26 protein-coding genes are annotated in these 25,900 nt (G+C 65.4%); 13 read left to right on the plus strand and 13 right to left on the minus strand.

The window, feature by feature from the left end; genetic code table 11:
• Positions 1 to 38: 38 nt before the first annotated feature.
• Complete coding sequence (locus LQV39_RS11955) at positions 39 to 809, minus strand: DJ-1/PfpI family protein (protein ID WP_230025722.1); 771 nt, start codon at positions 807 to 809, stop codon at positions 39 to 41.
• Positions 810 to 932: 123 nt separating this feature from the next.
• Here LQV39_RS11955 and LQV39_RS11960 point away from each other — a divergent pair, with 123 nt between their 5' ends.
• From LQV39_RS11960 to LQV39_RS11970, 3 genes are read left to right on the plus strand one after another with little or no spacing between them, the layout of a single operon-like run.
• Positions 933 to 1,256, plus strand: a complete 324-nt coding sequence (locus tag LQV39_RS11960) for a helix-turn-helix transcriptional regulator (protein ID WP_230025724.1) — start codon at positions 933 to 935, stop codon at positions 1,254 to 1,256.
• Positions 1,253 to 1,675 (plus strand): SRPBCC domain-containing protein, encoded by a 423-nt coding sequence (locus LQV39_RS11965; RefSeq protein WP_230025726.1) that lies wholly within the window; start codon positions 1,253 to 1,255, stop codon positions 1,673 to 1,675. Before LQV39_RS11960 ends, LQV39_RS11965 begins: the two co-directional genes overlap by 4 nt.
• On the plus strand, positions 1,672 to 2,058 hold the full coding sequence (locus tag LQV39_RS11970; protein WP_230025728.1) for a DUF1801 domain-containing protein: 387 nt from the start codon (positions 1,672 to 1,674) through the stop codon (positions 2,056 to 2,058). The genes LQV39_RS11965 and LQV39_RS11970 overlap by 4 nt, the downstream gene beginning before the upstream one ends.
• On the opposite strand, the gene LQV39_RS11975 is transcribed toward LQV39_RS11970, so the two are convergent.
• Positions 2,055 to 2,504 (minus strand): hypothetical protein, encoded by a 450-nt coding sequence (locus LQV39_RS11975; protein WP_230025730.1) that lies wholly within the window; start codon positions 2,502 to 2,504, stop codon positions 2,055 to 2,057. The two genes, LQV39_RS11970 and LQV39_RS11975, sit on opposite strands and share 4 nt — an antisense overlap.
• 100 nt (positions 2,505 to 2,604) lie before the next feature.
• Positions 2,605 to 3,375 (minus strand): PhzF family phenazine biosynthesis protein, encoded by a 771-nt coding sequence (locus tag LQV39_RS11980; RefSeq protein WP_230025732.1) that lies wholly within the window; start codon positions 3,373 to 3,375, stop codon positions 2,605 to 2,607.
• 85 nt (positions 3,376 to 3,460) lie between these two features.
• Here LQV39_RS11980 and LQV39_RS11985 point away from each other — a divergent pair, with 85 nt between their 5' ends.
• Positions 3,461 to 6,625, plus strand: coding sequence for an error-prone DNA polymerase (locus LQV39_RS11985; protein WP_230025734.1), 3,165 nt, complete (start codon positions 3,461 to 3,463; stop codon positions 6,623 to 6,625).
• Between the two features lie 133 nt (positions 6,626 to 6,758).
• Here the strand turns inward: LQV39_RS11985 and LQV39_RS11990 are convergent, their stop codons facing one another.
• Entirely contained in the window at positions 6,759 to 8,459 is a 1,701-nt protein-coding gene (locus LQV39_RS11990; RefSeq protein WP_230025736.1) for a methyl-accepting chemotaxis protein, read from the minus strand.
• Between the two features lie 215 nt (positions 8,460 to 8,674).
• Between LQV39_RS11990 and LQV39_RS11995 the strand changes: the two genes are divergently transcribed.
• On the plus strand, positions 8,675 to 10,000 hold the full coding sequence (locus LQV39_RS11995; RefSeq protein WP_230025738.1) for an amidohydrolase: 1,326 nt from the start codon (positions 8,675 to 8,677) through the stop codon (positions 9,998 to 10,000).
• A gap of 131 nt (positions 10,001 to 10,131) precedes the next feature.
• On the opposite strand, the gene LQV39_RS12000 is transcribed toward LQV39_RS11995, so the two are convergent.
• From LQV39_RS12000 to LQV39_RS12015, 4 genes are all read right to left on the minus strand, one after another.
• On the minus strand, positions 10,132 to 10,530 hold the full coding sequence (locus LQV39_RS12000; RefSeq protein ID WP_230025740.1) for a PRC-barrel domain-containing protein: 399 nt from the start codon (positions 10,528 to 10,530) through the stop codon (positions 10,132 to 10,134).
• 102 nt (positions 10,531 to 10,632) lie between these two features.
• Positions 10,633 to 12,321, minus strand: a complete 1,689-nt coding sequence (locus tag LQV39_RS12005) for a methyl-accepting chemotaxis protein (protein ID WP_230025742.1) — start codon at positions 12,319 to 12,321, stop codon at positions 10,633 to 10,635.
• Positions 12,322 to 12,452: 131 nt separating this feature from the next.
• Complete coding sequence (locus LQV39_RS12010) at positions 12,453 to 13,526, minus strand: M48 family metallopeptidase (RefSeq protein ID WP_230025744.1); 1,074 nt, start codon at positions 13,524 to 13,526, stop codon at positions 12,453 to 12,455.
• A gap of 5 nt (positions 13,527 to 13,531) precedes the next feature.
• Positions 13,532 to 14,677: a YjgN family protein gene (locus LQV39_RS12015; RefSeq protein WP_230025746.1), complete on the minus strand. Its 1,146-nt coding sequence runs from the start codon at positions 14,675 to 14,677 to the stop codon at positions 13,532 to 13,534.
• 236 nt (positions 14,678 to 14,913) lie between these two features.
• Here LQV39_RS12015 and LQV39_RS12020 point away from each other — a divergent pair, with 236 nt between their 5' ends.
• The 6 genes from LQV39_RS12020 (at position 14,914) to LQV39_RS12045 (ending at position 20,491) form a co-directional block, all read left to right on the plus strand.
• Entirely contained in the window at positions 14,914 to 16,614 is a 1,701-nt protein-coding gene (locus LQV39_RS12020) for a CTP synthase (RefSeq protein ID WP_230025751.1), read from the plus strand.
• Positions 16,611 to 17,462 (plus strand): 3-deoxy-8-phosphooctulonate synthase, encoded by an 852-nt coding sequence (kdsA, locus tag LQV39_RS12025; RefSeq protein ID WP_230025758.1) that lies wholly within the window; start codon positions 16,611 to 16,613, stop codon positions 17,460 to 17,462. The genes LQV39_RS12020 and kdsA overlap by 4 nt, the downstream gene beginning before the upstream one ends.
• Before the next feature lie 160 nt (positions 17,463 to 17,622).
• A complete protein-coding gene (gene eno / locus LQV39_RS12030) occupies positions 17,623 to 18,909 on the plus strand; it encodes a phosphopyruvate hydratase (RefSeq protein ID WP_230025765.1) in 1,287 nt (428 codons plus the stop codon).
• Between the two features lie 71 nt (positions 18,910 to 18,980).
• Positions 18,981 to 19,346: a cell division protein FtsB gene (gene ftsB / locus LQV39_RS12035; RefSeq protein ID WP_230025767.1), complete on the plus strand. Its 366-nt coding sequence runs from the start codon at positions 18,981 to 18,983 to the stop codon at positions 19,344 to 19,346.
• Positions 19,347 to 19,357: 11 nt separating this feature from the next.
• Complete coding sequence (locus LQV39_RS12040) at positions 19,358 to 19,600, plus strand: hypothetical protein (protein ID WP_230025769.1); 243 nt, start codon at positions 19,358 to 19,360, stop codon at positions 19,598 to 19,600.
• 141 nt (positions 19,601 to 19,741) lie between these two features.
• Positions 19,742 to 20,491 carry a hypothetical protein gene (locus tag LQV39_RS12045; protein WP_230025771.1) on the plus strand — a complete coding sequence of 250 codons (750 nt, stop codon included), beginning with the start codon at positions 19,742 to 19,744 and terminating at the stop codon, positions 20,489 to 20,491.
• Between the two features lie 48 nt (positions 20,492 to 20,539).
• Here LQV39_RS12045 and LQV39_RS12050 read toward each other — a convergent pair whose 3' ends face one another.
• The 5 genes from LQV39_RS12050 to LQV39_RS12070 all read right to left on the minus strand — a co-directional run bounded on the left by LQV39_RS12050 (position 20,540) and on the right by LQV39_RS12070 (position 23,950).
• Complete coding sequence (locus tag LQV39_RS12050) at positions 20,540 to 20,911, minus strand: PAAR domain-containing protein (RefSeq protein WP_230025773.1); 372 nt, start codon at positions 20,909 to 20,911, stop codon at positions 20,540 to 20,542.
• Positions 20,912 to 21,143: 232 nt separating this feature from the next.
• A complete protein-coding gene (locus tag LQV39_RS12055) occupies positions 21,144 to 21,911 on the minus strand; it encodes a DUF3108 domain-containing protein (RefSeq protein ID WP_230025775.1) in 768 nt (255 codons plus the stop codon).
• 116 nt (positions 21,912 to 22,027) lie between these two features.
• Entirely contained in the window at positions 22,028 to 22,453 is a 426-nt protein-coding gene (locus LQV39_RS12060; RefSeq protein ID WP_230025777.1) for a thioesterase family protein, read from the minus strand.
• 12 nt (positions 22,454 to 22,465) lie between these two features.
• The gene (hslO, locus tag LQV39_RS12065; RefSeq protein ID WP_230025779.1) at positions 22,466 to 23,422 is read right to left on the minus strand and encodes an Hsp33 family molecular chaperone HslO; all 957 of its coding nucleotides are present in this window, start codon (positions 23,420 to 23,422) and stop codon (positions 22,466 to 22,468) included.
• A 3-nt stretch (positions 23,423 to 23,425) separates the two neighbouring features.
• Positions 23,426 to 23,950 carry a gamma carbonic anhydrase family protein gene (locus LQV39_RS12070; RefSeq protein WP_230025781.1) on the minus strand — a complete coding sequence of 175 codons (525 nt, stop codon included), beginning with the start codon at positions 23,948 to 23,950 and terminating at the stop codon, positions 23,426 to 23,428.
• A 161-nt stretch (positions 23,951 to 24,111) separates the two neighbouring features.
• Here LQV39_RS12070 and LQV39_RS12075 point away from each other — a divergent pair, with 161 nt between their 5' ends.
• Positions 24,112 to 24,990, plus strand: a complete 879-nt coding sequence (locus LQV39_RS12075; protein WP_230025783.1) for an alpha/beta fold hydrolase — start codon at positions 24,112 to 24,114, stop codon at positions 24,988 to 24,990.
• A gap of 74 nt (positions 24,991 to 25,064) precedes the next feature.
• A complete protein-coding gene (locus LQV39_RS12080; protein WP_230025785.1) occupies positions 25,065 to 25,898 on the plus strand; it encodes a 3',5'-nucleoside bisphosphate phosphatase in 834 nt (277 codons plus the stop codon).
• The last annotated feature ends 2 nt before the right edge of the window (positions 25,899 to 25,900 follow it).

Raw genomic sequence — 25,900 nt, forward strand, 5'->3', positions numbered from 1 at the left:
CTGGCCTCGCGCACGTGCGCACGCGAGCGCAGGCGTGCTCAAGCGTCCTGGACCGCTTCCGCCGGGCCGGCCGGCGCGTCCCTGCCGCCCCGCTTGCGCAGGCTGCGGTTGGCGGCGACCACGCCCACGCCCACGATCGCCAGGCTCAGCATGGCGCCGAGCGAGGGCGCGGCCAGCCAGCGCAGCGATTGGTCGGGCAGTTCGGAGGGCGCCTGCTGGGGCGGGTCGGAATCGGCCTGGGGCGCGGCGGCGCCGGCGTCAAGCTCGCCGGCCAGCAGGGGCAGCAGGGCGCGCACGAAGGCGGCGGCGTCCTGCGGGGTGCGGCTGGTGAGGAAGCGGCCGTCGCGCACGGCGTCCTGGTTGCACCAGACCGCGCCGGCGTTGACCAGGTCGTCGCGCACGCCCGGCCAGGAGGTCAGGGTGCGCCCGGCCGCCAGCCCGCAGGAGACCAGCACCAGGGCCGCATGCGACATCGCCGCGATCGGCTTGCCTGCGGCGTCGAAGGCACGCACGAAGGCGCGCGCCGGGGCCGACTGGCGCAGCAGGTCGGGTGCGATATAGCCCCCGGGAATCAGCAGGCCGTCATAGTCGGCCGCCTGCACATCGTCGACCCTGCTGTCGACCTTCACCAGATCGTGCGGCTGGTGGCCGTGCATGCTGCGCAGCCGGCCCGGGCGTAGGGCGACGAGGGCGGCCTGCGCGCCCGCGTCCTTCAGCGCCGCCAGCGCGGCGTCCAGTTCCATCCCCTCGACGCCATCCGCCGCCAGAACCGCAATCCGCTTCCCGGCGAGTTTTCCGCTTGCGCTCATGATGATGCCTCCCATCGACAGCCTCTTGCTAGCAGAGTCGGCACGCCGTGCTTTAGTTCCGCTTGACGGACTCATAACCGCGTGGTTATACTTTTTCACATAACCAAATAGTTATGAATCACCATGGAACAGACACCCGACCTCATCTTCAGAACGCTCGCCGATCCCACCCGGCGCGCCCTCTTCGAGCGCCTCTGCCGCGAAGGGGAGCAGACGGTCGGCGCCTTGACCGCACAGGCCGGCATTTCGCAGCCGGCCGTGTCGAAGCACCTCGGCATCCTCAAGCAGGCCGGTCTCGTCAGCGACCGGCACGCGGGACGCCAGACCCATTACACCGCTCAGTTGGGCGCGCTTGCCCCGCTGGTCGGCTGGACGCAGCAGATGGCCCGGTTTTGGGAGAGCCGGTTCGACGATCTCGATGACCTCTTGAAAAGGATGGACCAATGAACGCTTCCGCACAACAGCAGCTCCGCACTGTTACCGTCGAACGCGAGTTCGCGCATCCGCCGGAAAAGATCTGGCGCGCGCTCACGCAACCGCACCTGATCGAAGCCTGGCTGATGAAGAACAATTTCGTGCCGGCCGTGCACCAGCGCTTCACGCTGACCGGCGACTGGGGTTCGGTCGACTGCCAGGTGCTCGAGATCGAAGCCCAGCGCAGCCTTTCCTACACCTGGGCCGCGATGGGCCTGGACAGCGTGGTCACCTGGACCCTCACACCCAGCGGCGCCGGCACCCACCTGCGCATGGAGCAGAGCGGCTTCCGTCCGGACCAGGACCAGGCCTTCCACGGCGCCCAGTATGGCTGGAACAAGTTCTTCGGCGGCCTCGAGCAGGTGCTGGGCGGCCTGGAGGAAGCAGCATGAACGAGGCCTCCGTCCTGATCGACCAGCGCATCGCCGACCTCGGTGACTGGCGCGGTGCGGCCCTGGCCCGGATGCGCGGGCTGATCCGGGAAGCGGTGCCGGAGGTGGTCGAAAGCTGGAAGTGGATGGGCACGCCGGTCTGGGAGCACGGCGGCATCCTCTGCACCGGCGAATCGTATAAATCGTGGATCAAGCTGACCTTCCTGAAGGGCGCCTCGCTGGAAGATCCGGCCGGGCTGTTCAACGCGAGCCTGGATGGGAATGCGCGGCGCGCGATCGATATCCGCGAAGGGGAGCAGGTCGATGCGGAAGCCTTCAAGGCCTTGATAAGAGCTGCGGCGGACCTGAATGCCGCGGCGAAGGCAAAGCCGAAGAAACGCTAGCTTTTCTGGGTCACCGCCGCCGGAATTTCCGGCAGCGTGCAATGCTGGGAGACGGCGAGGCCTTTCAGGAAGGCCCGCCGCACCGAGCCGGCGGTGACGCAGGCCGACACATGCTTCGAATGCCGCTCCGCGCCGCTCAGTTTGCGGATCCAGCTGCGGAAAGGCAGCAGGCCCTCCGCGGTCCGCTGCACCGCGCCGACGGCCTGGTCCTCGGCAACGTCCGAGGCCTTGTCCATGAAGGATTCCTCTTGCCTGGCTGCCGAGGCCTGCGCATCGTAGTCGGGGCCGAGGGCCTGGTCGAGTTCATGGAGTTCCCGCGCGATGGCCACACAGCTCTGCCCGGGCGGCATCAGGTAGGGGTTCTGCTGTGCTTTTTCGAGCACGGCCGGGATTTCCGTTTTCCGGATACCGAGGTCGTTGAGCGGGGCCGTGGCGGCAGTGCCCATGCGCGACGCCGTGCGCGAGGCGCAACCGGTCAGCACACATGCGGCCAATGCCGGAACCAAAATGGTTTTGAGAGTGAAATGCATTTTGGAATTATGCCCCTCAGGCTGCTTCGGCAGCGCCGCCAACCAGGATCGCGTCATCCTCGACCCTCGCCTTGATCAGGCAATCGTGCCCGGTCGCGCGGCCCTGGCGCACCGTCAAGCCATGTCCCAATGCCACAGCCAGAGCACCCGCCGCGACGCCGGTGGCGCCATCTTCCAGGGCCGGGTCGAGGTGGTTGAAGTTGCGTCCTTCGACCGTTTTATCGTCCAGCCGGCAATACACGTAGAAGCCGCTCACGCCCTGTTGTTTGCCCCAGGCGGCGATGCCGGCCAGGTCGGGCTTCAGCGCATATAGCGAGTCCGCATCCTGGACCTCGACCAGCAGCTTGGGGCTGCCCACCGAGGCCACTTGCGGCTTCGACGCCAGGACCAGCCCCAGTGCGCCCAGCAGTTCGCGCACCTGTTCATCGGCGATCTCCACCTGCCGCGCCGGCTGGGCCGCCAGCTTCACGAAGTAGTCATCGCCCTCGCACGACAGCGTTAACAGCTGGCCCTTCATCGCGGTGCGCACGGCGATCGCGCCGGCGCCCGGATCGCGGCCGAACAGCAGCGCCGCCACCGCCAGGGTCGCATGCAGGCACAAGGGGCTGCGCATGTGCGGGTAAAAGTAATCGACTTCGCGCTCCGGGGAAAGGAAAACGCAGGTGGTGTTGCGATCGGCCGTGAGTGCCTGGCGCGCCGCCTGGTCCATGCCGTCGTTCTCGATCACCAGCGCCGGGTTCCCTTCACCCGGCCGCGCCCCGAAGCAGTTCAATGTTTGCACGTGCATGTTTCGCAATTGTCGAAGTCGTCAGTTATACTGTGTTTTTATACAGTATTGTCTTTTGTTAAGACAATTGTAGACCTATTTGCACATGCCATCCGACCCACCATCCTCGCAACTCGGCCTGCACCTGGGCCTGCCCCAGTACGCGGAGCTGTTCTGCCTGTCGAACTTCTCCTTCCTGCAGGGGGCCTCGCATGCGGAGGAACTGGTGGCGCGGGCGGTGCAGCTGGGGTATGCGGCGCTGGCGATCACCGACGAGTGCTCGCTGGCAGGGGTGGTACGCGCGCATGCGGAAGCGAAGGGGGCCAAGCTGCCGCTGATCATCGGCGCGCACTTCCACTTGAAACACCCGGACGGCACTGAGGCTCTTTCTCTACTTCTGCTGGCGCAGAACCGCAACGGCTACGGCAACCTGTCCGAGCTGATCACGCTCGGCCGCACCCGCAGCGAGAAGGGGACGTATCTGCTGCGTCCCGCCGACCTCGAAAACGGCATGCCGGACTGCCTGGCGATCCTGCTGCCGGCCTACCCGGGCCACGACCAGGAAGGCGTCGACCGCCTGCACGCGCAGGCAGCATGGATGGCGCTGACTTTTCCTGGCCGCGCCTGGATCGGCCTGAATCTGCTGCACCGCGCCTTCGACGATGCCCACCGCGCCACCGTCGAGGAAGTCGGCTGGCAGCACGGTATGAAGATCGTCGCGCTCGGCCACGTAGTGATGCACGTCCGTTCGCGCAAGCCCTTGCAGGACACCCTGAGCGCGACGCGCATCGGCAAGCCGGTCGCCGAATGCGGCTACCAGCTGGCCCAGAACGCCGAGCAGCACCTGCGCTCGCGCGTGCGCCTGGCGAACATCTATCCGCGGGCGGCGCTGAACGAAACCTTGCGCATCGCCGGCCTGTGCACGTTCTCGTTGGAGGAGCTGCGCTACGAGTACCCGGACGAAGTGGTCCCGCCCGGCCACACGGCCGCCAGCTACCTGCGCAGCGAAACCTATATCGGCGCGCACCGGCGCTTCCGCGACGGCATCCCGGCCAGAGTGCAGGCGCAGATCGAGCACGAGCTGGGCCTCATCGCCGAGATGCGCTACGAGCACTACTTCCTGACCGTCTACGACATCGTGCGTTTCGCCCGGCAGCAAGCAATCCTCTGCCAGGGCCGCGGCTCGGCCGCCAATTCCGCGGTGTGCTACTGCCTGGGCATTACCGAGGTCGACCCGGCGCGGGCCAGCCTTTTGTTCGAGCGCTTCATCTCGAAGGAGCGCAACGAGCCGCCCGACATCGACGTCGACTTCGAGCACCAGCGGCGCGAAGAGGTCATCCAGTACATCTACCGGAAGTACGGCCGCGACAGGGCCGCGCTGGCGGCGGTGGTGATCAGCTATCGTCCCAAGAGCGCGCTGCGCGACAGCGGGCGGGCGCTCGGCATCGACCTCGCCATCGTCGAGAAGGTCTGCAAGCAGCACCACTGGTTCGACAGCAAGGCCGACCTGCTGAACCGCCTGGCCGAGAGCGGACTCGATCCGGAAGCGCCGCTGTCGCAGCAGTGGGCCTCGCTGGCACAGCGCCTGCTCGGCTTTCCGCGGCATCTGTCGCAGCACCCGGGCGGCTTCGTGATGGCGCGTGGGAAGCTGTCCCGCCTGGTGCCGATCGAGAACGCGACCATGCTTGATCGCAGCGTGATCCAGTGGGACAAGGACGATCTCGAGGAGCTGGGCCTGATGAAAGTCGACGTGCTGGCGCTGGGCATGCTGTCGATGCTGCGACGAGGGCTCGAACTCGTGGGCCAGCGCCACGGCACCGTGTTCGAGATGCAGGACATCCCGCCCGACGACCCGGCCACCTACCGCATGATCCGCGCCGCCGATACCGTCGGCGTCTTCCAGATCGAGTCGCGCGCGCAAATGAGCATGCTGCCGCGGATGAAGCCGCGCGTGTTCTACGACCTCGTGATCCAGGTGGCCATCGTGCGTCCGGGGCCGATCCAGGGCGGCATGGTCCATCCTTATCTGAAGCGGCGCGAAGATCCGCGCCTGGTGACTTACCCGAGTCCGGACATGAAGGTCGCATTGGAACGCACCCTGGGCGTGCCGATCTTCCAGGAGCAGGTGATGCAGGTGGCGATCCTGGCGGCCGGCTTCACGCCCGGCGAAGCCGACCAGCTGCGCCGCGCGATGGCGGCCTGGAAGCGCAAGGGAGGACTCGAGAAGTACTACGAGCGCATCGTCGGCGGCATGCTGGCCAAGGGTTACGACATCGGCTTCGCGGAGCAGATCTTCAGCCAGATCCAGGGCTTCGGCGAATACGGCTTTCCGGAGTCCCACGCGGCCAGCTTCGCGCTGCTGGCCTATGCCAGTTCCTGGCTCAAGTGCCACGAGCCGGCGGCCTTCCTGTGCGCTTTATTGAATAGCCAGCCGATGGGCTTCTACAGTCCCTCGCAGCTGGTGCAGGACGCGCGCCGCCATGGCATCGAAGTGCGTCCCGTGGACGTGACGGTCAGCGGCTGGGAGTCGGCGCTGGAGGAGTTCGATGAGGCCAGACGCACGCAGCCGGCGGTGCGCCTCGGCCTGCACATGCTGCGAGGGATGAGCAGGGAAGCCGCCGAGCGCATCGAACTGGCGCGCGCGATCCGGCCGTTTACAGACACCGCCGAACTGGCCCGCCGCGCGAACCTGGACCGCGGCGACCTGCAGGTGCTGGCCGGCGCGAATGCGCTCGAAGCACTGGCCGGGCACCGCCGCCAGGCCTTGTGGGAAGCGGTGGGCGCGGTGCCGGACCGCGACCTGCTGCGCCCGGCCGGCATCAGCGAAGAGACGCCGGTATTGGCCGCACCCAGCGAAGGACAAGAGATCGTCGGCGACTACCGCGCGCAAGGGCTCACGCTGGGCCGCCATCCGCTGGCCTTGTTGCGGCCGCAGCTGCTGGCCAAGCGCTTCCTGCCGGCCGAAGTGCTGATGGATTTCGCCAACGGCCAGCTGGCGCGCGCCTGCGGCATCGTCACCGTGCGCCAGCGCCCCGGCACGGCCAAGGGTGTGCTCTTCCTCACCATCGAGGACGAGACCGGAAACGTCAATGTGATCGTGTGGGCCAGCCTGGTCGAACAGCAGCGCCGCGAAGTGCTGAATTCGCATCTGCTGGGCGTGTACGGGGTGTGGCAGAGGGAAGGGGAGGTGCGGCACCTGGTGGCCAAGCGGCTGGTGGATATGTCGCACCTGCTGGGGGATTTGACGACGAAGAGCCGGGATTTTTGTTAGCCCAAAAACGCGTCGTCCCCGCGAAGGCGGGATAGTGCCCTCGGCACTATCCCCCCAAGTTTGTTCGCGTTTCGACTGCGCTGGCAGAACTTGGGTCCCCGCCTGCGCGGGGACGAGGTTTACAAGCTGACTCTTAGAACTCTTCCCAGTCCGCTTCCACGGCCTGCTTCGCAGCCTTGGCCGGCTTGACCGGGGCAACCCGGACCGGCGCCGCGGCGCGCGGCAGGGCAGCGCGCACCGGCGCAGCCTTCACGGGTGCTGCCACCGCGCCGAGATCGTGCGCGCGGTCCAGCTTGAACACGCTGACCACTTCGGCCAGCTTCGCGGCCTGGTCCTGCATCGAGGACGCAGCAGCGGCGGCTTCTTCGACCAGAGCGGCGTTCTGCTGGGTCACCTGGTCCATCTGGGCGATGGCGCCGTTGACCTGCTCGATGCCGCCGGTCTGTTCCTGGCTGGCGCTGGTGATCTCGGCCATGATGTCGGTCACGCGGCGGATGCTGCCCACCACCTGTTCCATCGTGGCGCCGGCCTGGTCGACCAGCTTGGTGCCGGCGTCGACGTTGGCCACCGAGGCGCTGATCAGTTCCTTGATTTCCTTGGCCGCGGCGGCCGAACGCTGGGCCAGGTTACGCACTTCGGAAGCCACGACCGCGAAACCACGGCCCTGTTCGCCGGCACGGGCCGCTTCCACGGCGGCGTTCAGCGCCAGGATATTGGTCTGGAAGGCGATGCCGTCGATCACGCCGATGATATCGGCGATGCGCTGCGAGCTGTCGTTGATCGCGCCCATGGTGGTGATGACTTCGCCGACCACGGCGCCGCCCTGGGTCGCCACTTCGGATGCGGCGATGGCCAGCTGGTTGGCCTGGCGCGCGTTGTCCGCGTTCTGGCGCACGGTGGTGGTCAGTTCTTCCATCGACGCCGCGGTTTCTTCCAGCGCGCCGGCCTGCTGCTCGGTGCGGGAGGACAGGTCGAGGTTGCCGGCGCTGATCTCGCGCGAGGCGGTGGCGATGGTGTCGGTGCCGCCGCGGACCTGGCTGACGATGCCCACCAGGCTGTCGTTCATGTGGCGCAGGGCGCGCAGCAGGGAACCGGTTTCGTCCTTGGTATTGGCTTCGATGTTGCGGGTCAGGTCGCCGCTGGCCACGGTTTCGGCCACCGCCACCGCATCGCGGATCGGCAGCACGATGCCGCGGGTGAGCAGCCAGGACATGACGCCGCCGAGCGCCAGCGCGCAGGCGCACAGGATGACGATCAGATTCGTGCTGCTGTCCGCATTGCTGTCGATGGCGCCGGCGGTCTCGTTCATGCTGTTGCGCTGCATGGTGACCAGTTCCTGCAGCAGGTCCTGGTACTTCTGCGCGGCCGGGGTGAATTCTTTCTCGAGGATGCGCGCCGCTTCTTCCGCATTGCCGTCGGCCTTGGCCTTGACGGTGCCGTCGCGCGAGGCGCTGTAGGCCTTGCGCTGCTGGAGAATCTTCGCGAACAGTTCTTTTTCAGGACCGTCGGCGGTGATCAGCGGCTCGATCTGCTTGAGCAGTTCGGCGGCTTTCTTGACCGAGGCGGCCGAGTCTTCCTTGAAGTAGGCGCCGAGCGAAGGGTCGGAGCTCTTCGCGATGGCGGCCGTGCGGCGGATCGAGGCGAAGTTCAGGGTGTACCAGTCGGTGATCAGGCGTTCCTTGGCCAGCGGCACGGCCATCATGGCCTTGGTGCGGTCGGCGATCTTGTTCATGCGCCAGGCGCCGACAGCCGAAATGACGACCGTCATCGCGAGGATGAGCGCAAAGCCCAGTCCGAGGCGCTTGCCGATCTTGATGTTTGCAACGAATCCCATCGATATTCCTTTTGAAGAAGCAATGCAGAGAATGTGCGGATTGTACTGTTGTGACGTTTCCGAACGGAATGAAAAAATACGTTATGGAAATTTTTATGCAACATTTTGTAGGGTTATTCCGACAATCGATGGGGTAATTGTTAAATCTTCATTGTTACAAATGGATTCGGCTGATAGTCTAAAAAAGCTGTCATCAACCTTAAAAAACCTTTCCCATGAAGCCTTCCAGCATTCTCCGCAATACCCTTCTTCTGTCCGGACTCATCGGTGGCGCAGCCGGCGCGGCGGACCTGCCGGCGCCGTTCGCCGAGCAGCTCAACGCCAACTACCCGGCGATCGAAACCCTGTACCAGGACCTGCACCGCAACCCGGAACTCGGCTTCGCCGAACACAAGACTTCCGCCAGGCTGGCCGAACTCGCCAAGAAGCTGGGCTTCGAAGTCACCACCGGCGTCGGCGGCACCGGCGTGGTCGCGATCATGAAGAACGGCCCCGGCCCGGTCGTGATGCTGCGCACCGAGATGGACGCGCTGCCGGTCCAGGAAAAGACCAGCCTGCCGTTCGCCAGCAAGGCCACCGGCAAGAACGCCGCCGGCGAACCGACCCCGGTGATGCACGCCTGCGGCCACGACCTGCACATGGCTGCCTGGTACGGCACCGCCAAGCTGATGTCCGAAAACCGCAAGGCCTGGAGCGGCACCCTGATGCTGATCGGCCAGCCGTCCGAAGAGACCGTGCACGGCGCCGAAGCAATGCTGAAGGACGGCCTGTTCAAGCGCTTCCCGAAGCCTGACTACGCACTGTCCTTCCACGACGACGCCACCATGCCCTCGGGCACGATCATGTACCACGCCGGCCCGTTCCGCGCGTCGTCCGACGTCGTCAACATCACCGTTTTCGGCCAGGGCGGCCACGGCGCCGTGCCGCATGAAGCACGCGACCCGATCGTGATCGCCTCGCGCATCGTGCTGGCCCTGCAGACCCTGGTCGCACGCGAGAACAACCCGATCGACCCGCTGGTCATCACCGTCGGCAGCATCCACGGCGGCACCGTTGCCAACATCATCCCGGACCAGGTCAAGCTGTCGCTGTCGGTGCGTACCTTCAAGCCGGAAGTGCGCAAGCGCGTCCTGGCCAGCATCGCGCGCGAAGCCAAGGGCGAGGCGATGGCCGCCGGCGCACCGAAGGAGCCGCTGGTCGACGTCCAGCCGGGCACCGATTCGGTCTACAACGATCCCGAGCTGATCGGCCGCATGGTCAAGACCGTGCAGGGCGCGGTGGGTCCGGAATTCGTGAAGGAGATGCCGGCCAAGATGACCTCGGAAGACTTCTCGCAATACGGCCAGCAGCCGGGCGTGAAGGCGGTGCTGCTGCACGTCGGCGCGGTCGACGGTTCGCGTCTGGACGCGGCCAGGAAGGCCGGCCAGCCGCTGCCGGGCACCCACTCGCCGCAATGGGCGCCGGACTTCAAGCCGACCGTGGTGAACACCATCAAGGCTGAAACGGCGATCCTGCTGGATCTGCTGGCGCCGAAGAAGTAATCAAACCGTCGCCCCCGCGCAGGCGGGGGCCCAAGTTCTGTTAGAGCAGTCGAAACGCGAACAAACTTGGGGCCGTGCGCAGCACGGCGCCTGCGCGGGAACGACGTTTTAGCGCCGCGTGTCGTTATCGTTTACGGCTGCGTGCCGTAGTAGTCCTGCACCGCGCCGACCCATTCGAGGTCGGCCATGTCCGGCCAGTGGTCGGTATCGAATCCCGGCGCGTTCTCGATGCGCTCTTTCGGGATGTCCATCGTGAAGCGCTTGTGCTGCGGGTCCAGCGTGAGAGCCTGCCAGGGCACCGCGAACAGCTTTTCACCCAGTCCGAGGAAGCGGCTCGACGACATCACCGCATAGGCGATGGCGCCGCTGCGCATGTCGACCATGAATTCCTTGATGACCCCGAGGTGCTCGTTCTGCAGGTTATGGACGTGATCGCCGAGCAGGGTGTGCGCACCCATCAGTTCCGGGCCCGGTCCCTTGCCGTGCTTGTTCCTGTACATACCGTAATCGTCTCGTTCCTCGTAGGACATCTTTCGTCTCCTTGATTGGAGACGCAAGCATAACCCGAGTCCGGCGAAACTCGGTTCGGACGCGCACGTTGCAGGGTGGGCACGGGGTGCCCACCCTACGGTTTAAAACTCTTCCCAGCCGTCGCCGACAGTGGCGGTAGCAGCAGGGCGTTTGGCGGCCGCGGCGCGCGCCGGCTGCGGGCGCACGGCGGGCAGGCCGGCCGCCGGTTCGATCCGCGACGGCGCGGCGGCCAGGGCGGCCTGGCGCTCGACCTTGAACACGTCCACGGCCTGGGCCAGCTTGGCCGCCTGGTCCTGCAGCGAGCCGGCGGCGGCGGCCGATTCTTCGACCAGGGCCGCGTTCTGCTGGGTCGCCTCGTCCATCTGGGCGATCGCCTGGTTCACCTGCTCGATGCCGCCGGTCTGTTCCTGGCTGGCGGACGCGATCTCGGCCATGATGTCGGTGACGCGCTGGATCGAGTCGACCACCTGGCCCATCGTGTCGCCGGCCTGGTCGACCAGCTTGGCGCCGGCGTCGACCTTGCTGACCGAGGCCGTGATCAGTTCCTTGATTTCCTTGGCCGCTGCGGCCGAGCGCTGGGCCAGGGTGCGGACCTCGCTTGCCACCACGGCAAAGCCGCGGCCCTGTTCGCCGGCGCGCGCCGCTTCCACCGCCGCGTTCAGCGCCAGGATATTGGTCTGGAAGGCGATGCCGTCGATGACGCCGATGATGTCGACGATCTTCTTCGACGACTCGTTGATCGAGCCCATGGTCAGGATCACTTCGCCGACCACGTCGCCGCCTTTGGTGGCGACGCTGGAGGCGGTGATGGCCAGCTGGTTGGCCTGGCGCGCGTTGTCGGCGTTCTGGCGCACGGTGTCGGTCAGGTGGGCCATCGAGGCCGCGGTCTGTTCCAGCGCCGCCGCCTGCTGCTCGGTGCGCGCGGACAGGTCGAGGTTACCGGCCGAGATCTCGCCGGCCGCGCCGTGGATGGACGAGGTGCCGCCGCGGACGTCGTTGACGATGCCGGCCAGGCTGTCGTTCATGTGGCGCAGCGCGCGCAGCAGGGCGCCGGTTTCATCGTTCGAGTGCGATTCGATGTGGCGGGTGAGGTCGCCGGCGGCCACGGTTTCGGCCACCGCGACCGCTTCGCGGATCGGGCGCACGATGCCGCGCGTCAGCAGGATCGAGCTCAGCGCGCCCAGTGCGACCGCACAGACGGTCAGCACGGTGATCAGGGTTTCGCTGGCGCGCGCGCCTGCCAGGATGTCGCTGGAGGCGGCGCCGATGTTCGCGTGCTGCATGCCGACCAGTTGCTGCACCGATTCCTGGTAGGCCTTGGCGGCCGGGGTGAACTGCTCGTTGAGGATTTTCGCGGCAAGTTCCATATCGCCATCGGCCTTGGCTTTGACGGCGGCGTCGCGCGCGCTCGAGTAGGCCTTGCGCTGATCGCCAATCCTCTTGAACAGCGCCTGCTCCTCGCCCGGGGTGATGAGCGGCTCGATCTGCTTGATCAGCTCGGTCGAGCGCGAACCGGTGGCAGCCGCGTCTTCCTTGAAGAAGGCGACCAGCGAATCGTCGCTGCTCTTGACGATGGCGGCGGTGCGGCGCACGGCCGCGAAAATCTGCATGTACCACTCGGTGATCAGGCGCTCCTTGGCCAGCGGCGCCGCCAGTACGCCGGCGGCCTCGTTCGCCACATTGCCGAGGCGCGACATGCCGACGCCTGCGATCAGAACGGCCATCGCCAGGGTCAGCGAAAAGCCGAGCGCAAGCCGTTTACCAATATTGAATCGACTGAAAAAACCCATGACTGTCCTTTGAAAGCAAAATCGAATGAAAACTCACCCAAAATTGTACTTTCAGAACAGCAATTTTTGTTACTTTTGAGAGTATTTAGATAGCGACTGCAATTTTTACGCAACAAATTCTTGCCCAATAATCACTGTTTCTCTCCCTTCGCTTCCGCTTCATCCTCCATCAGCCCTTCCAGGCGCCCGATGCGCCCGGCAGTGTCCGGATGCGTCGACATGTAACTCATCGTGGTCTTCAGCCAGCGCGGGGTATCGGCTTCGTCCGGATCCTGGTTTTCCAGAGCCTGGAGCGCCTGGATGAAGGCGACAGGCGAACGACCCTGGCGGCGCAGCAGGGCCACCGCGTAATCGTCGGCATCCAGCTCCATCGCACGCGAATACTGCATCTGCGTCAGCACCGCCGGCACGCCGGCAGCCACCGCGCTGAAATCGCCGAACAGCGCGGCCGACAGCGCCGCCATCAGCGAGGAACCGCTCATTGCGCGCGCCGCATGGCGGTGCTCGATATGCCCCACCTCGTGCGCCAGCACGGTGGCCAGTTGCTCCTTGCCGGCTTCGTCGAGCTGGTTGTCCTTGTTCTGGACCAGCCGCACCATCCAGTCGGTGACGACGATGGTGCCGTCCGGCAGGGCCAGCGCATTCGCGCCCAGCTTGGGCGAATTGCGCACCAGCAGCCGCATCGGCACGCGCGGATGCGCCGGCAGCACGCCAGACAGCAGGGTCTGGACCTCGGCGATGCGTTGCTCGCTCAGGCGCGAGGGTTCCAGCAGGCCGTGCCGTTCAAGGCTGGCCAGGGCGGCGCGGCCGAGGCGGATGTCGACCGAAGGCGGCAGTTTCTCGGCGATGCGTTCGGCGGCGGCGGGCAAGCCGCGGAAGTAGAGCAGGGCCAGCAGCGCCACCAGCAGCACCAGCGCCAGCAGTGCGGCCGGCCAGCGTTCCTGCCAGCGCACCACGGCGCTCTTGCGGTAGCCGAGCGCGTCGAGCAGCGGCTGGCGGCCGTCGCCGGCGACTTCGCAGCTGGCGCCGTCGGCAAAGCGCAGCACGGCGGGCGCGGCGGCAAAGGGTTCGGACAGCGTCACCGCGCCGACCGGATAGCTGCGCTCGAAGGCCGGGGAACTGAGCCGCAGCATGCCGGCGTCCACGTTCAGACGGACCGGATGCAGGCGCGCGTTGCGCCCGTCGAAATAGAGAGCGTTGGTCATGTTCGTCACCAGGAAAGATCGAGGCCGAGGAATTCCGCGCTGCCGTCGCCGGCCGCGGTGGCGGGGCGCCGGCTTGCCTGGCCGGTCGCGGCTTCGAAACCATCGGGCGCCTCGACATGCACGTGGGCCAGGCGGTAACGCCAGGTCCGCACTGCGGCGAAGGGACGGAACAGGCCCAGGGTCAGCAAGGTGAGCAGGACGTTGACGGCCTGCAGGCGAAAGTAGGACCGCAGCCGCATCGCGGATGCAATGCGCACGCCCGGGAAACGGGTCTCCGACCAGGCGATATTGTTCATCCGCACCATCACGAACAGGGCGCTGAAGATGAGGAACAGGTAGACCAGCAGGACGGCGCCGAGCGGTATCAGCGCGGACGCGATACCGCGCGCCCCGGTGTCGGCGCGGAGCTGCGAACCCGCATACATCATCATGCCGAGGACGACGAAGACGACGATGCCCGCCACGAAGCTCACCACATAGGGCGCGGCCAGCTCGGTGCTGCTGGCCCCGAACTCGGCGCGCTGGTCGCCGTAGGTCAGGCTGCTGTGCTGGTAGCGCTTCATGGCGCCGTGCATCAGCGGCCAGAGCAGATAAAGCAGGAACACGGCGCTCACCATCGGCCGGTCCGGCAGCAGGGCGACCAGGGCGCCCGGCAGGACGAACATGGCCACCGGCAGCGCGTAGGCGCGGTAGGCGGGCTGGATCTCGCCGGCGAAGCCGAAGGGCAGGCCGCGGTACCAGGTATTCGACAGCCGGAAGCGCAGCGCCGAGCGCATCATGAAGGGCAGCAGGCAGACCAGCAGGCTCACCGTGACCGCGCCGGCCACGGCGGAAAAGCCGAAGGCGTAGTGGTAGGCGGCCAGCAGCACCACCGCCAGCAAACGGCCGCGCAGGATCGCCGCCGGATTGCCGCGGAAGTCGAAGCTGGCGCCGGCAAGCTGGGTGTTCCGGTAAAAATACTGCAGCCGGCGGGTCTTGGCCCAGGCCGAATAGATGCCGAGCGTGGCCACGGTCAGCAGCAGGTTGACGATCCAGATGCGGAAGTATTCGCCGCCGCTGCCGCTGAAGCCGAAGGCCAGCGGCGCCGGCGGATCCTCGGGGACGGTATCGACCGGCAGGGTCGCGTCCAGGGCGTAGTCATGCTCGATCATGGGTGGGCTCGATGTTGACATGAAGGAAAGACGCCCAGTGTAGCCACAGCTCACGTGTATTGGCAATTTTTGCAAGAGCTGTTGATGCAGGCTGAGTCGGATACGCCACGCCATGGCGGCAAAGCGGCGCCATTGCCCGCTATGGGCCTGAATTGCCAAATTGTAATGAAGAAGTATTTGCAGGATTAAGGTATAATTTCAATTTCCCGCGCGTGCCGTTCGGCACCATCTGCACAATGACCAAATTCGTATTCGTCACTGGCGGCGTCGTGTCTTCCCTGGGTAAGGGGATCGCGGCCGCCTCCCTCGCCGCGATCCTCGAATCGCGCGGTCTCAAAGTCACCATGCTGAAGCTCGACCCGTACATCAACGTCGATCCGGGCACCATGAGCCCGACGCAGCACGGTGAAGTCTTCGTCACCGACGACGGCGCCGAGACCGACCTCGACCTGGGCCACTACGAGCGCTTCATCAGCACCCGTATGCGCAAGGTGAACAACTTCACCACCGGCCAGATCTATGAATCGGTGATCCGCAAGGAACGCCGCGGCGAATACCTCGGCAAGACCGTGCAGGTGATCCCGCACATCACCAACGAGATCCAGGACTACATCCGCCGCGGCGCCGAAGGCGTGGACGTGGCGCTGGTGGAGATCGGCGGCACCGTCGGCGACATCGAATCGCTGCCTTTCCTGGAAGCCGCGCGCCAGCTGTCGCTGCGCCAGGGCCGCAAGGGCGCCGCCTTCGTGCACCTGACCCTGGTCCCGTACATCTCGTCCGCCGGCGAACTGAAGACCAAGCCGACGCAGCACTCGGTACAGAAGCTGCGCGAGATCGGCATTTCGCCGAACGCACTGCTGTGCCGTGCCGACCGCCGCATCCCGGACGACGAGCGCGCCAAGATTTCGCTGTTCGCCAACGTCGAAGAGCAGGCCGTCATCTCCGTGTGGGACGTCGACACCATCTACAAGGTGCCGCAGGTGCTGCAGGACCAGGGCCTGGACGACATCATCCTCGAAGCCCTGGGCCTCGAGGCGCCGCCGGCCGACCTGTCGATGTGGACCAAGCTGATCCACACGCTGGAAAACCCGAAGCACGAAGTGACCATCGGCATGGTCGGCAAGTACGTCGACCTGATCGAATCCTACAAGTCGCTGACCGAGGCGCTGCGCCACGCCGGCATCCACACCGAGAGCCGCGTCAACATCGAGTACATCGACTCGGAAGAGATCGAGAGCACCGGCTGCGCCCATCTGGCCAAGTACGACGCCATCCTGGTGCCGGGCGGCTTCGGCAAGCGCGGCGTGGAAGGCAAGATCATGGCCGCGCGCTATGCCCGCGAGAACAAGATCCCTTACCTCGGCATCTGCCTGGGCATGCAGGTTGCGCTGATCGAATACGCGCGCCACGTGGCCGGCCTGCCGAATGCCAACTCGACCGAGTTCGATCCGGAAACCGACCAGCCGGTCGTCGCCCTGATTACCGAATGGCAGAACCATGACGGCAAGGTCGAGAAGCGCGACCTGAACTCCGACCTGGGCGGCACCATGCGCCTGGGCGCCCAGACCTGCGCGGTGAATCCGGGCACGCTGGCTGCCGAGATCTACGGCAACGTCGTGACCGAGCGCCACCGTCACCGCTACGAAGGCAACAACTACTACCTGCCGAAGATCGAAGCGGCCGGCCTGGTGGTGTCGGCCCGTACCCCGAACGAAGACCTGCTGGAGATCATGGAACTGCCGCGCAGTGGAGAACAAGCGCACCCGTACTACATCGGCGTGCAGTTCCACCCGGAGTTCAAGTCGACCCCGCGTAACGGCCATCCGCTGTTCACGTCGTTCATCCAGGCGGCCCTGAAGCACCAGGCCGAAAACAGCAACCAGCAGCCGGCGAATGTGAGCAGCTTTGCGCCGGCCGTGCAAGGAGATGCAGCATGAAGCTTTGCGGATTCGAAGTCGGCCTCGACCAGCCTATTTTCCTGATCGCCGGCACCTGCGTGATCGAATCGCGCCAGATGGCGATGGACACGGCTGGCACGCTGAAGGAAATCACCAGCGCGCTGGGCATTCCCTTCATCTATAAATCGTCCTTCGACAAGGCCAACCGCTCGTCCGGCAAGACCTTTCGCGGTCCCGGCATGGAGAAGGGCCTGGAGATCCTGGCGGACGTGCGCAAGGAAATCGGCGTGCCGGTCCTGACCGACGTCCACACCGAAGAAGAGATTCCGGTGGTCGCCAGCGTCGTCGACGTGCTGCAGACCCCGGCCTTCCTGTGCCGCCAGACCGACTTCATCAACGCCGTCGCGCGTTCGGGCAAGCCGGTCAACATCAAGAAGGGCCAGTTCCTGGCGCCGGGCGACATGAAGAACGTGATCGACAAGGCACGTGCAGCGGCCGCTGAAGCCGGCCTGCCGGACCAGTTCATGGCTTGCGAACGCGGCGTCTCCTTCGGCTACAACAACCTGGTGTCGGACATGCGTTCGCTCGCCATCATGCGCGAATCGAACTGCCCGATCGTGTTCGACGCGACCCACTCGGTGCAGCTGCCGGGCGGCCAGGGCACCTCGTCCGGCGGCCAGCGCGAGCACGTGCCGGTGCTGGCGCGCGCCGCGGTTGCAGCGGGTGTGTCGGGCCTGTTCATGGAAACCCACCCGAACCCGGCCTGCGCACTGTCGGATGGCCCGAATGCGGTGCCGCTAGGGCGCATGAAGGAACTGCTGACGACGCTGGTCGAGATCGATCGTATCGTCAAGAAGGCTGGGTTCATCGAGTCCAACTTCGAGTAACACATAGCCCGTCGTTCCCGCGAAGGCGGGAACCCAAGTTTGCTCGCGCTATCGAAACGCTGGCACATTTGCGCTAACACTGAAAACCGGGGTCAGAGCCCAACCGAGTGAACCGGGCTCTGACCCCTCGATTTCTTTACCTTCCGGAGACTGAAAAACCATGAGTGCTATCGTTGATATCATCGGCCGCGAAATCATCGACTCGCGCGGCAATCCGACCGTCGAGTGCGATGTTCTGCTGGAATCTGGCGTGATGGGCCGCGCCGCCGTGCCGTCGGGCGCATCGACCGGTTCGCGCGAAGCGATCGAACTGCGTGACGGCGATCCGAAGCGTTACTTCGGCAAGGGCGTGCTGCAGGCCTGCGAGAACATCAACACCGAGATCAGCGAAGCCATCATGGGCCTGGACGCCAACGAACAGGCATTCCTGGACCGCACCCTGATCGACCTGGACGGCACCGAGAACAAGAGCCGCCTGGGCGCGAACGCGATGCTGGCCGTCTCCATGGCCGTCGCCAAGGCAGCCGCCGAAGAAGCCGGCCTGCCGCTGTACCGCTACTTCGGCGGTTCGGGCGCGATGCAGATGCCGGTGCCGATGATGAACGTCATCAACGGCGGCGCGCACGCCGACAACAACCTGGACATCCAGGAATTCATGATCATCCCGGTGGGCGCCCCGTCCTTCAAGGAAGCGATCCGCTACGGCGCCGAGGTGTTCCACACCCTCAAGAAGATCCTGCACTCGAAGGGCCTGAACACCGCGGTCGGCGACGAAGGCGGCTTCGCGCCGAGCGTTGCGAACCATGAAGAAGCCATCAAGCTGATCATGCAGGCGATCGAGCAGGCAGGCTACGTGGCCGGCCAGGACATCGCCATCGGCCTGGACTGCGCCGCCAGCGAGTTCTACAAGGACGGCAAGTACGTGCTGGAAGGCGAAGGCGGCATGCAACTGAGCGCCACCGACTTCACCAACATGCTGGAAACCTGGTGCGACAAGTACCCGATCATCTCGATCGAGGACGCAATGCATGAGGGCGACTGGGACGGCTGGAAGATCCTGACCGACCGCCTGGGCAAGCGAGTGCAGCTGGTGGGCGACGACCTGTACGTCACCAACACCAAGATCCTGAAAGAAGGCATCCAGAAGGGCATCGCCAACTCGATCCTCATCAAGATCAACCAGATCGGCACCCTGACCGAGACCTTCGCCGCCATCGAGATGGCCAAGCGCGCCGGCTACACCGCCGTGATCTCGCACCGTTCGGGCGAAACCGAAGACTCGACCATCGCCGACATCGCGGTCGGTACCAACGCCCTGCAGATCAAGACCGGCTCGCTGTCGCGTTCGGACCGCATGGCCAAGTACAACCAGCTGCTGCGCATCGAGGAAGACCTGGGCGACATCGCTACCTACCCGGGCCGCGACGCGTTCTACAACCTGAAGTAATGTAAGATCGCAGCAACAGAAAATTCCCGTCGGCATCGGCTGGCGGGAATTTTTTCGTATACTCTTCATTCATGCGCCTCATCACCCTTGCTCTTGCCACCTTACTGCTGCTGATCCAGTACCCGCTATGGTTGGGTAAGGGAGGCTGGCTGGACGTCGGCGAACTGGAGCGCCAGCTCGCCTCCAGCCACGCGCGCACCGACCAGCTGAGGGCGCGCAACGCCAAGCTCGAATCCGAAGTGCGCGACCTGAAGGACGGCACCGAAGCCGTCGAGGAACGCGCCCGCTACGAACTCGGCATGATCAAGCAGAACGAGATCTTCGTGCAGGTGCTGCGCAAGGACGAAAAGCCGGCCGTCATGATGACGCCGCCGCCACCGCCGCGCGAGCCGAAAGGCGCGAAGGGCGCCAAGCCCCAGAAGCCGCTCGACGACTGAGCGTTTCTCCCATGACCGACCAACTGAACACCCTGGAAGCCGTCGCCGCCTGCCTGGCCGCGGCCTTCGAAAGCGGCAGCGCCGAAACCATGACCGCCGCGCTGGCGGCGGTCGCGGGTTCAAGTGGCCTGGCCGCGCTGTCCGCCGCCGCCAGCCTGCCGCGCGCCGAGCTCGCCGAAGCCATGCTGGCCGGCGAGATGAGCCTCGACACCACGCTCGCCATCATGAAGGTCATCGACCTGCACATGCCGTGACAGCGGCCCGATCCCAGCTTGCCATTTTTTTAAGCCGGAATTAAGTTACCCTCAGGGAATTTACGAATACAATGTTTCCCATAAGCTAACTGTTTGGGGGAACTCTTGTATTCTCTGCCTATCCGGGCCGAGGCCTTGCCTGTGCTCGCGTTTGCACTGATTTTCTGTTGGACGCCGCATGGGGCTGCGCAAGACCGGGCGCCGGCCACCCAGGCCGCCGCGCCGCTCACCGTCAAGGTCAGCGAATCGAAGCAATTCGGCGAGCTGCCCTACCGTCCCGTCATCGAGAGCTTCCGGCTGCTCCAGTCCTACCAGCCGGCCGAGCCGCGGCTGGTGGATGTGCTCGTGCGCGCAAAATACCCGTTCATGTCGGACGCCGAGCAGGATGCCTATATGCCGCAGCGCTGGGGTGTCGCGATCGTCAGTCCTTCCGTGGACCTGAACGTGCCGGTGCGCCGCGGCGGCTATTTCGTGCTGCCGGACGTGGACGGCGCTTATCGGGAGAAGGGGAGCATCCTGTTCAGGGAGCCGACCACCCGGCCGCTCTACCTGTATTTTTCCCTGCGGGTGGGAGCCGGCCAGCGCATCCGCTATGCCGACTTGGGAAAGGCCTCGGAGCAGATCGATACCTTGCTCGGGAAGATTTCCTATTTCAACCGGCAGTTGCGGCACCTGAAGCGCGACCGGCACGATGCCATCAAGGCCTGCTTCCTCGACGCCAGCGGCGACATCCTCATCGACGGTAAACCGGTGTCCGACGGCAGCATCGGCAACTGCAAGCTCCTCAGGATCGATCCCGAGCGCATAAAAAGCGGCGACGTGATCGAATTTTCCGGACCGCTCGACATCGTGACCTTTGCCGAGAGCGGCCAGCAGGCGAACCCAGCCTGAGCCGCCGGTCGCCGAAGGGCGGCGCCGGCAGCCGAGGCTTGGCGAAGCTCAGGCGGCGCTGCCCGCCAGCGGCGGCACATAACCCGGCTCGAGCAGGCCCGGCACAGGTTCGCCTTCCAGCACGACGATTTCGCCGATGCTTTGCGCGCGCATGACGATACGGTCGCCGTTGGCGACGTGGCTGCCGACCAGCGCGATCGGACGGTTGGCGATGGTCGAGGCATGGCCGGCCCCCGACACGATCACGCTCTCGCTGCCGTCCGGGTAGCGGACGCGGTCGCCGACACAGGCGACGTGGTAATCGTCCGCGAACTGGTCATTCGATGCCAGCACAACCTGGCCGCCGCGGCTGGTGCGCGAGCCGACGGTTGCAATCGGATAACGGGCAAGCACCTTGCGCGGAACACTAGTTTCATTCATTCCCTGATCTCCAAACGACGGATTCGACTGACCGGACCAATGACGCCTTTTGTACAAAAGCGACATTGTCCCGGCACCGTGTGTACGCTTCCGTACACTGGTGGCCATTGGACCGCGCCGTTGATTCACGCCAATTGATGTTGCTCAAATTGGTAATACGCAAGGCAGGGATTCAGGGAATTCCGACAGGAATCTTTCCGGTTCGACTTGACTGTCCGGATAAAAGGTTTTTTCAGTCGATCAGGGTCTTGACCAGCACCTTGCCGTCGCGCATTGCACTTTCCTGGCGCAGCATCAGCTGGCTGCCCTTGGCGAACCAAAAGGTCGAGTCCGCGCCCGGCGTGCCGTAGTCGGTGGTCACGAGCCAGCAGTCGACCGGGCCGGTAGGGCCGGCGATGGTTCCGGAGCCGCTCACCTTGAAGCTGTAGCGCTTGGGCGCCGAGCCGCCGCCCGGGTGGTAGAAGTTGATGCTGGCTTCGTAGCCTTCGGCGAGGGGCAGCGCCTGCAGGAATTCGATGTCGGTCTCGAAGTTGAAGGTCGGCTCGGGGGAGGGAACCGAGAGCGCCTTCTGCGCGTTGTCCGCCAGGTCCGGCATGCCGCTGACGCGGTCCGGTGCGAACGTGAAGCCCTCGACCAGCTTCTTGCCATCGCGCTCGGTGATGCGCACATGGCTCAGCGGGCGGAAAGTGGCGGTCTCGAACCAGGAATCGAGGCGCTTCACGGCAGCAGGGGCGGTCGGCGAGGCCATCGCCCCGTCCCAGCGCTGCACGATGTGCATTTGCTGCTTGCCGTCGCGCTGCTCGAAGCGCACTTCGCGCGCCCAGATATCGAGCGGGATGCTGGCGCCGTCGGCGGTGCGGAAATAACGCAGGTAGTAGTGGGTGCCCGGCTTGATCAGGCTGAAGCGCGGCAGCGGGGCGCCGACGTCGACGCTGGTGACGGCGGACTGGGCGGAAGCGCACAGGCAGGCGAGGAGGGTGGGAAGAAGGATGCGGCGCATGAAGACCTCGGCGGAGTGGGGAATACCGCCGAGTATGCCGATGATGTATATATCAGATCAACAACAAATGGATATGCACGTTTAACTTGGGTTCCCGCCTTCGCGGGAACGACCGCTTACATTTGCAGCGTTTCCAATAGCGCGCGCGCGTCTTCCGGAACCGGCACCGGCCGATTGCTCTCCCGATCCACATACACATGCACGAAATGCCCGGCCGCAGCCGGCAGCTCGTCGTCGTTGCGGTACAGCCCGATCTCGTAACGCACGCTGGAATTACCGAGCTTGGCCACGCGCACGCCCACGTGCACGGTGTCCGGGAACACCACCGGCGCAAAATACGAGCACCCCGTTTCGACCACGAAACCGACCGTCTTGCCGCCGTGGATGTCGAGCACGCCCCGTTCGATCAGGAGGCGGTTCACCGCCGTATCGAAGTAGCTGTAGTAATGGACGTTGTTGACGTGGCCGTAGACGTCGTTGTCCATCCAGCGGGTAGCGATCGCGCAGAAATGCGGGAAGGCGGAGCGGGGCGTGTCGCGCATGCGGACCTGTTATCAGTGCTTCACATCGGAGGCCGGCGCAATCGCGTCGGCAGTCAGGTCGGCCGCGAACAGCTGGGCGCAGTCGACCGCGTCGAACTCGTAGTGCTTGCCGCAGAAGTCGCAGTTGATCGCCAGCTGGCCGAGGTCGTGCAGGGCGGAGTCGACTTCTTCCTTGCCCAGCATCTTCAGCATGTTGCCGACCTTCTCGCGCGAGCAGCTGCAGTGGAATTCCGGGTGCATCGGATCGAACACGCGGATCGTCTCTTCCCAGAACAGGCGCTTCAGCAGGGTTTCCACGTCGACGCTCAGCAGCTCTTCCTGCTTCAGGGTGCCGCCCAGCGCCAGCGCGCGGTTCCAGGTCTCGGCGTCTTCCTCTTCGGTCGCCTGGGCCACCTGGCCTTCGACTTCGCTGTTGCGCGGCAGCTTTTGCAGCAGCAGGCCGCGCGCAACGTTGTCGTCGGCCGCCAGCCACAGCTTGGTGTCCATCTGTTCCGAGCGCAGCATGTAGTTTTCGATGACGGTGGCGATGTCCTCGCCGTGCAGCGGCACCACGCCCTGGTAGGGCTGCTGGCCCGGGACCTTGTCCTTCGGGTCGAGCGTGATCACGAAGCGGCCCTGGCCGCCCACGTTCAGCAGCTGGGTCACCGAGGCATCGTCGGGCACCACGGCGCCCGGGCTCAGCTTGGCGGTGGCGCGCAGGTGCAGCTCAGCGTCGCACTCGACCACCAGCAGCTTGACCGGGCCGTCGCCGAAGATCTGCATCACGATCGAGCCGTTGAATTTCAGGTTGGCCGACAGCAGCGCGGCGGCGGCAACCATTTCGCCCAGCAAGCCCTTGACTGCCTTCGGGTAGACGTGGCGCGACTGGATCTCGCGCCAGGCGTTTGAAATCTCGACCAGCTCGCCGCGCACGGCGGCGTTGTCGAAGATGAATTTTTGCAGGATGTCCTTGCTGGTATCAGTCGTCATTCTTTATCCGATTTTCTTGAGTTCCGCCTTGAAGCGCTGGCCGCGCTCGACATAGCTGGCGGCGTTGCCTTGCAGGCGGAGGATGTCTTCTTCCGTGAGGGTGCGCACGACCTTGGCCGGGGTGCCGAGGATCAGCGAGTGGTCCGGGAATTCCTTCCCCTCGGTCACCAGGGCGCCGGCGCCGACCAGGCATCCCTTGCCGATCCTGGCGCCGTTCAGCACCACGGCCTGGATGCCGATCAGCGAGCCGTCGCCGACGGTGCAGCCATGCAGCATGGCCTGGTGGCCGATGGTGACGCCCTTGCCGATCACCAGCGGGAAACCCATGTCGGTGTGCATCACCGTGCCTTCCTGCACATTGCTGTTTTCGCCGACCGTGATGCGCTCGTTGTCGCCGCGGATCGTTACCCCGTCCCAGACCGATGCTTTCGCTTCGATGGTCACCTTGCCGATCAGATTGGCCGAATCGGCGACGTAGGCGGAAGCGTCGATCTCGGGCGCATGCTCGCCCAGCTGGTAAATTGCCATGGATATGCTCGCGGGAGGTTATGAATATCGCTATTTTACGCCCTCGCGCCAGCTGTCGTCCGGCAAGGGGCTGAGATGGGGACGCCCTCCAGCAAATCAAGTCGCTTGTGCTTATAATGCGAACGGTCGTTCGATTTCATCTTTCTTATCCAGGCAGCCACATGACTCCTTCCCGTTCCGAATTCCTCAGCATCCGCGGTCTGCGCACCCATGTCCGGCACTGGGGCAGGGAAGGCGCGCCCAAGCTCTTCATGGCGCATGGCTGGATGGACATGTCGGCCTCCTTCCAGTTCGTGGTCGATGCCCTCGAGGGCGACTGGCACGTGATCGCCCACGACTGGCGCGGCTTCGGCCTGACCGAGCGCCCGGGCACGGACACCTACTGGTTCCCGGATTACTTTGCCGACCTCGACGCCATCCTCGACCATTACGCGCCGGGCGAGGCCGTCAACCTGCTGGGCCACAGCATGGGCGGCAATATCGTCAGCGTGTATGCGGGCGTGCGGCCGGAGCGCGTCGCCCGCCTGATCAACCTGGAAGGCTTCGGCCTGGCGGCAACGAAACCGGAATCGGCGCCTGGCCGCTACGCCGGCTGGCTGGACGAGCTGAAGTCGCCGCCGGGCATGCGCCCCTATGGCAGCCTGGACGAGGTGGCCTCGCGCCTGCAGAAGACCAATCCGCGTCTTTCCGCCGAGCGCGCCGCCTTCCTGGCGCCGCACTGGGCCGCGCAGAACGACGAGGGCCAGTGGGAAATCCTGGGCGACCCGGCGCACAAGATGCGCGGCCCGCTGCTGTACCACGTCGAGGAAATCATGGCCTGCTGGCGCCGCGTCACCGCGCCGGTGCTGTGGGTCGAGGCCGAGCACACGAATATGTGGATGTGGATGGGGCCGAAGGAGCAGGCGCGCGCCGAAGTCGAACGCCGCATGGGGCACCTGGCGAAGGTGACGCCGCGCATGATGCCGGAGGCGGGGCATATGCTGCATCATGACCAGCCGGAACTCCTTGCGCAGATGATCGAGGAGTTCCTGGCGGACTGATGTGACAGGTGGGCACCCCGTGCCCACGCGGACGCATGCATTCGTGATCGATGGGATGCGGTTACAATGTGACCATGCTCAAAGTCGACCTCCACTGCCATTCCAGCGTCTCCGACGGCGTGCTCGCACCCGCCGCCGTGGCGGCCTATGCCCGCAAGGGCGGGGTCGACGTGTGGGCGTTGACCGACCATGACGAGATCCGCGGCACCAAGGCCGCGCGCAAGGCGGCCCAGGAGCTGGGCATGCGCTTCGTGCCCGGCGTCGAGATCTCCGTGACCTGGGGCGGCGAGACCGTGCACGTGGTCGGCCTGCAGGTGAACGAGGACGAGCCGGCGCTGGTGCAGGGCCTGGCGGCCACGCGCGCCGGACGCGATGCGCGCGGGCGCGAGATCGCGGCCCAGCTGGAACGGGCCGGCATCCCGAATGCCTACGAAGGCGCCCTCAAATATGTCGGCAACCCGGACCTGCTGTCGCGCACCCACTTCGCGCGCTACCTGGTCGAGACCGGCGCCTGCAGCAGCACCTCCGAAGTCTTCCGCAAATACCTGACCGAAGGCAAGCCGGGCTATGTGCCGCACCGCTGGGCCAGCCTGGCCGAGGCGGTCGGATGGATCCGCCAGGCCGGCGGTGTGCCCGTGATCGCCCACCCGGGCCGCTACCGCTTTTCGCCAGTGGCGGAAGGGGCGATGTTCGACGAATTCAAGCAGCTGGGCGGCAAGGCCATCGAGGTGGTCACCGGCAGCCATACCCCGGACCAGTACGAGACCTATGCCGAAGCGGCGCGCCGCTACGGCTTCCTGGCCTCGCGCGGCACCGATTTCCACGCGCCGGGCGAGTCCCGGGTGGAATTCGACAAGCTGCCGCCCTTGCCGGCGGGCGTGACGCCGGTGTGGCACGACTGGTTCTGAGT

The sequence above is a fragment of the Massilia sp. Bi118 genome (assembly GCF_918697865.1).
Lineage (GTDB): Bacteria > Pseudomonadota > Gammaproteobacteria > Burkholderiales > Burkholderiaceae_D > Telluria.

Bases quoted from the DNA above. Each gene is read 5' to 3' on its own strand.
- LQV39_RS11995 (WP_230025738.1), top strand. From the start codon at position 8,675: ATGAAGCCTTCCAGCATTCTCCGCAATACCCTTCTTCTGTCCGGACTC.
- LQV39_RS12010 (WP_230025744.1), bottom strand. From the start codon at position 13,526: ATGACCAACGCTCTCTATTTCGACGGGCGCAACGCGCGCCTGCATCCG.
- ftsB (WP_230025767.1), top strand. From the start codon at position 18,981: ATGCGCCTCATCACCCTTGCTCTTGCCACCTTACTGCTGCTGATCCAG.
- LQV39_RS12020 (WP_230025751.1), top strand. From the start codon at position 14,914: ATGACCAAATTCGTATTCGTCACTGGCGGCGTCGTGTCTTCCCTGGGT.
- LQV39_RS11975 (WP_230025730.1), bottom strand. From the start codon at position 2,504: ATGGGCACTGCCGCCACGGCCCCGCTCAACGACCTCGGTATCCGGAAA.
- LQV39_RS12000 (WP_230025740.1), bottom strand. From the start codon at position 10,530: ATGTCCTACGAGGAACGAGACGATTACGGTATGTACAGGAACAAGCAC.
- LQV39_RS12055 (WP_230025775.1), bottom strand. From the start codon at position 21,911: ATGCGCCGCATCCTTCTTCCCACCCTCCTCGCCTGCCTGTGCGCTTCC.
- LQV39_RS12050 (WP_230025773.1), bottom strand. From the start codon at position 20,911: ATGAATGAAACTAGTGTTCCGCGCAAGGTGCTTGCCCGTTATCCGATT.
- LQV39_RS11970 (WP_230025728.1), top strand. From the start codon at position 1,672: ATGAACGAGGCCTCCGTCCTGATCGACCAGCGCATCGCCGACCTCGGT.
- LQV39_RS12040 (WP_230025769.1), top strand. From the start codon at position 19,358: ATGACCGACCAACTGAACACCCTGGAAGCCGTCGCCGCCTGCCTGGCC.
- LQV39_RS12080 (WP_230025785.1), top strand. From the start codon at position 25,065: ATGCTCAAAGTCGACCTCCACTGCCATTCCAGCGTCTCCGACGGCGTG.
- LQV39_RS11960 (WP_230025724.1), top strand. From the start codon at position 933: ATGGAACAGACACCCGACCTCATCTTCAGAACGCTCGCCGATCCCACC.
- hslO (WP_230025779.1), bottom strand. From the start codon at position 23,422: ATGACGACTGATACCAGCAAGGACATCCTGCAAAAATTCATCTTCGAC.
- LQV39_RS12005 (WP_230025742.1), bottom strand. From the start codon at position 12,321: ATGGGTTTTTTCAGTCGATTCAATATTGGTAAACGGCTTGCGCTCGGC.
- LQV39_RS12070 (WP_230025781.1), bottom strand. From the start codon at position 23,950: ATGGCAATTTACCAGCTGGGCGAGCATGCGCCCGAGATCGACGCTTCC.
- eno (WP_230025765.1), top strand. From the start codon at position 17,623: ATGAGTGCTATCGTTGATATCATCGGCCGCGAAATCATCGACTCGCGC.
- kdsA (WP_230025758.1), top strand. From the start codon at position 16,611: ATGAAGCTTTGCGGATTCGAAGTCGGCCTCGACCAGCCTATTTTCCTG.
- LQV39_RS11990 (WP_230025736.1), bottom strand. From the start codon at position 8,459: ATGGGATTCGTTGCAAACATCAAGATCGGCAAGCGCCTCGGACTGGGC.
- LQV39_RS11980 (WP_230025732.1), bottom strand. From the start codon at position 3,375: ATGCACGTGCAAACATTGAACTGCTTCGGGGCGCGGCCGGGTGAAGGG.
- LQV39_RS11965 (WP_230025726.1), top strand. From the start codon at position 1,253: ATGAACGCTTCCGCACAACAGCAGCTCCGCACTGTTACCGTCGAACGC.
- LQV39_RS12015 (WP_230025746.1), bottom strand. From the start codon at position 14,677: ATGATCGAGCATGACTACGCCCTGGACGCGACCCTGCCGGTCGATACC.
- LQV39_RS11955 (WP_230025722.1), bottom strand. From the start codon at position 809: ATGAGCGCAAGCGGAAAACTCGCCGGGAAGCGGATTGCGGTTCTGGCG.
- LQV39_RS12060 (WP_230025777.1), bottom strand. From the start codon at position 22,453: ATGCGCGACACGCCCCGCTCCGCCTTCCCGCATTTCTGCGCGATCGCT.
- LQV39_RS11985 (WP_230025734.1), top strand. From the start codon at position 3,461: ATGCCATCCGACCCACCATCCTCGCAACTCGGCCTGCACCTGGGCCTG.
- LQV39_RS12075 (WP_230025783.1), top strand. From the start codon at position 24,112: ATGACTCCTTCCCGTTCCGAATTCCTCAGCATCCGCGGTCTGCGCACC.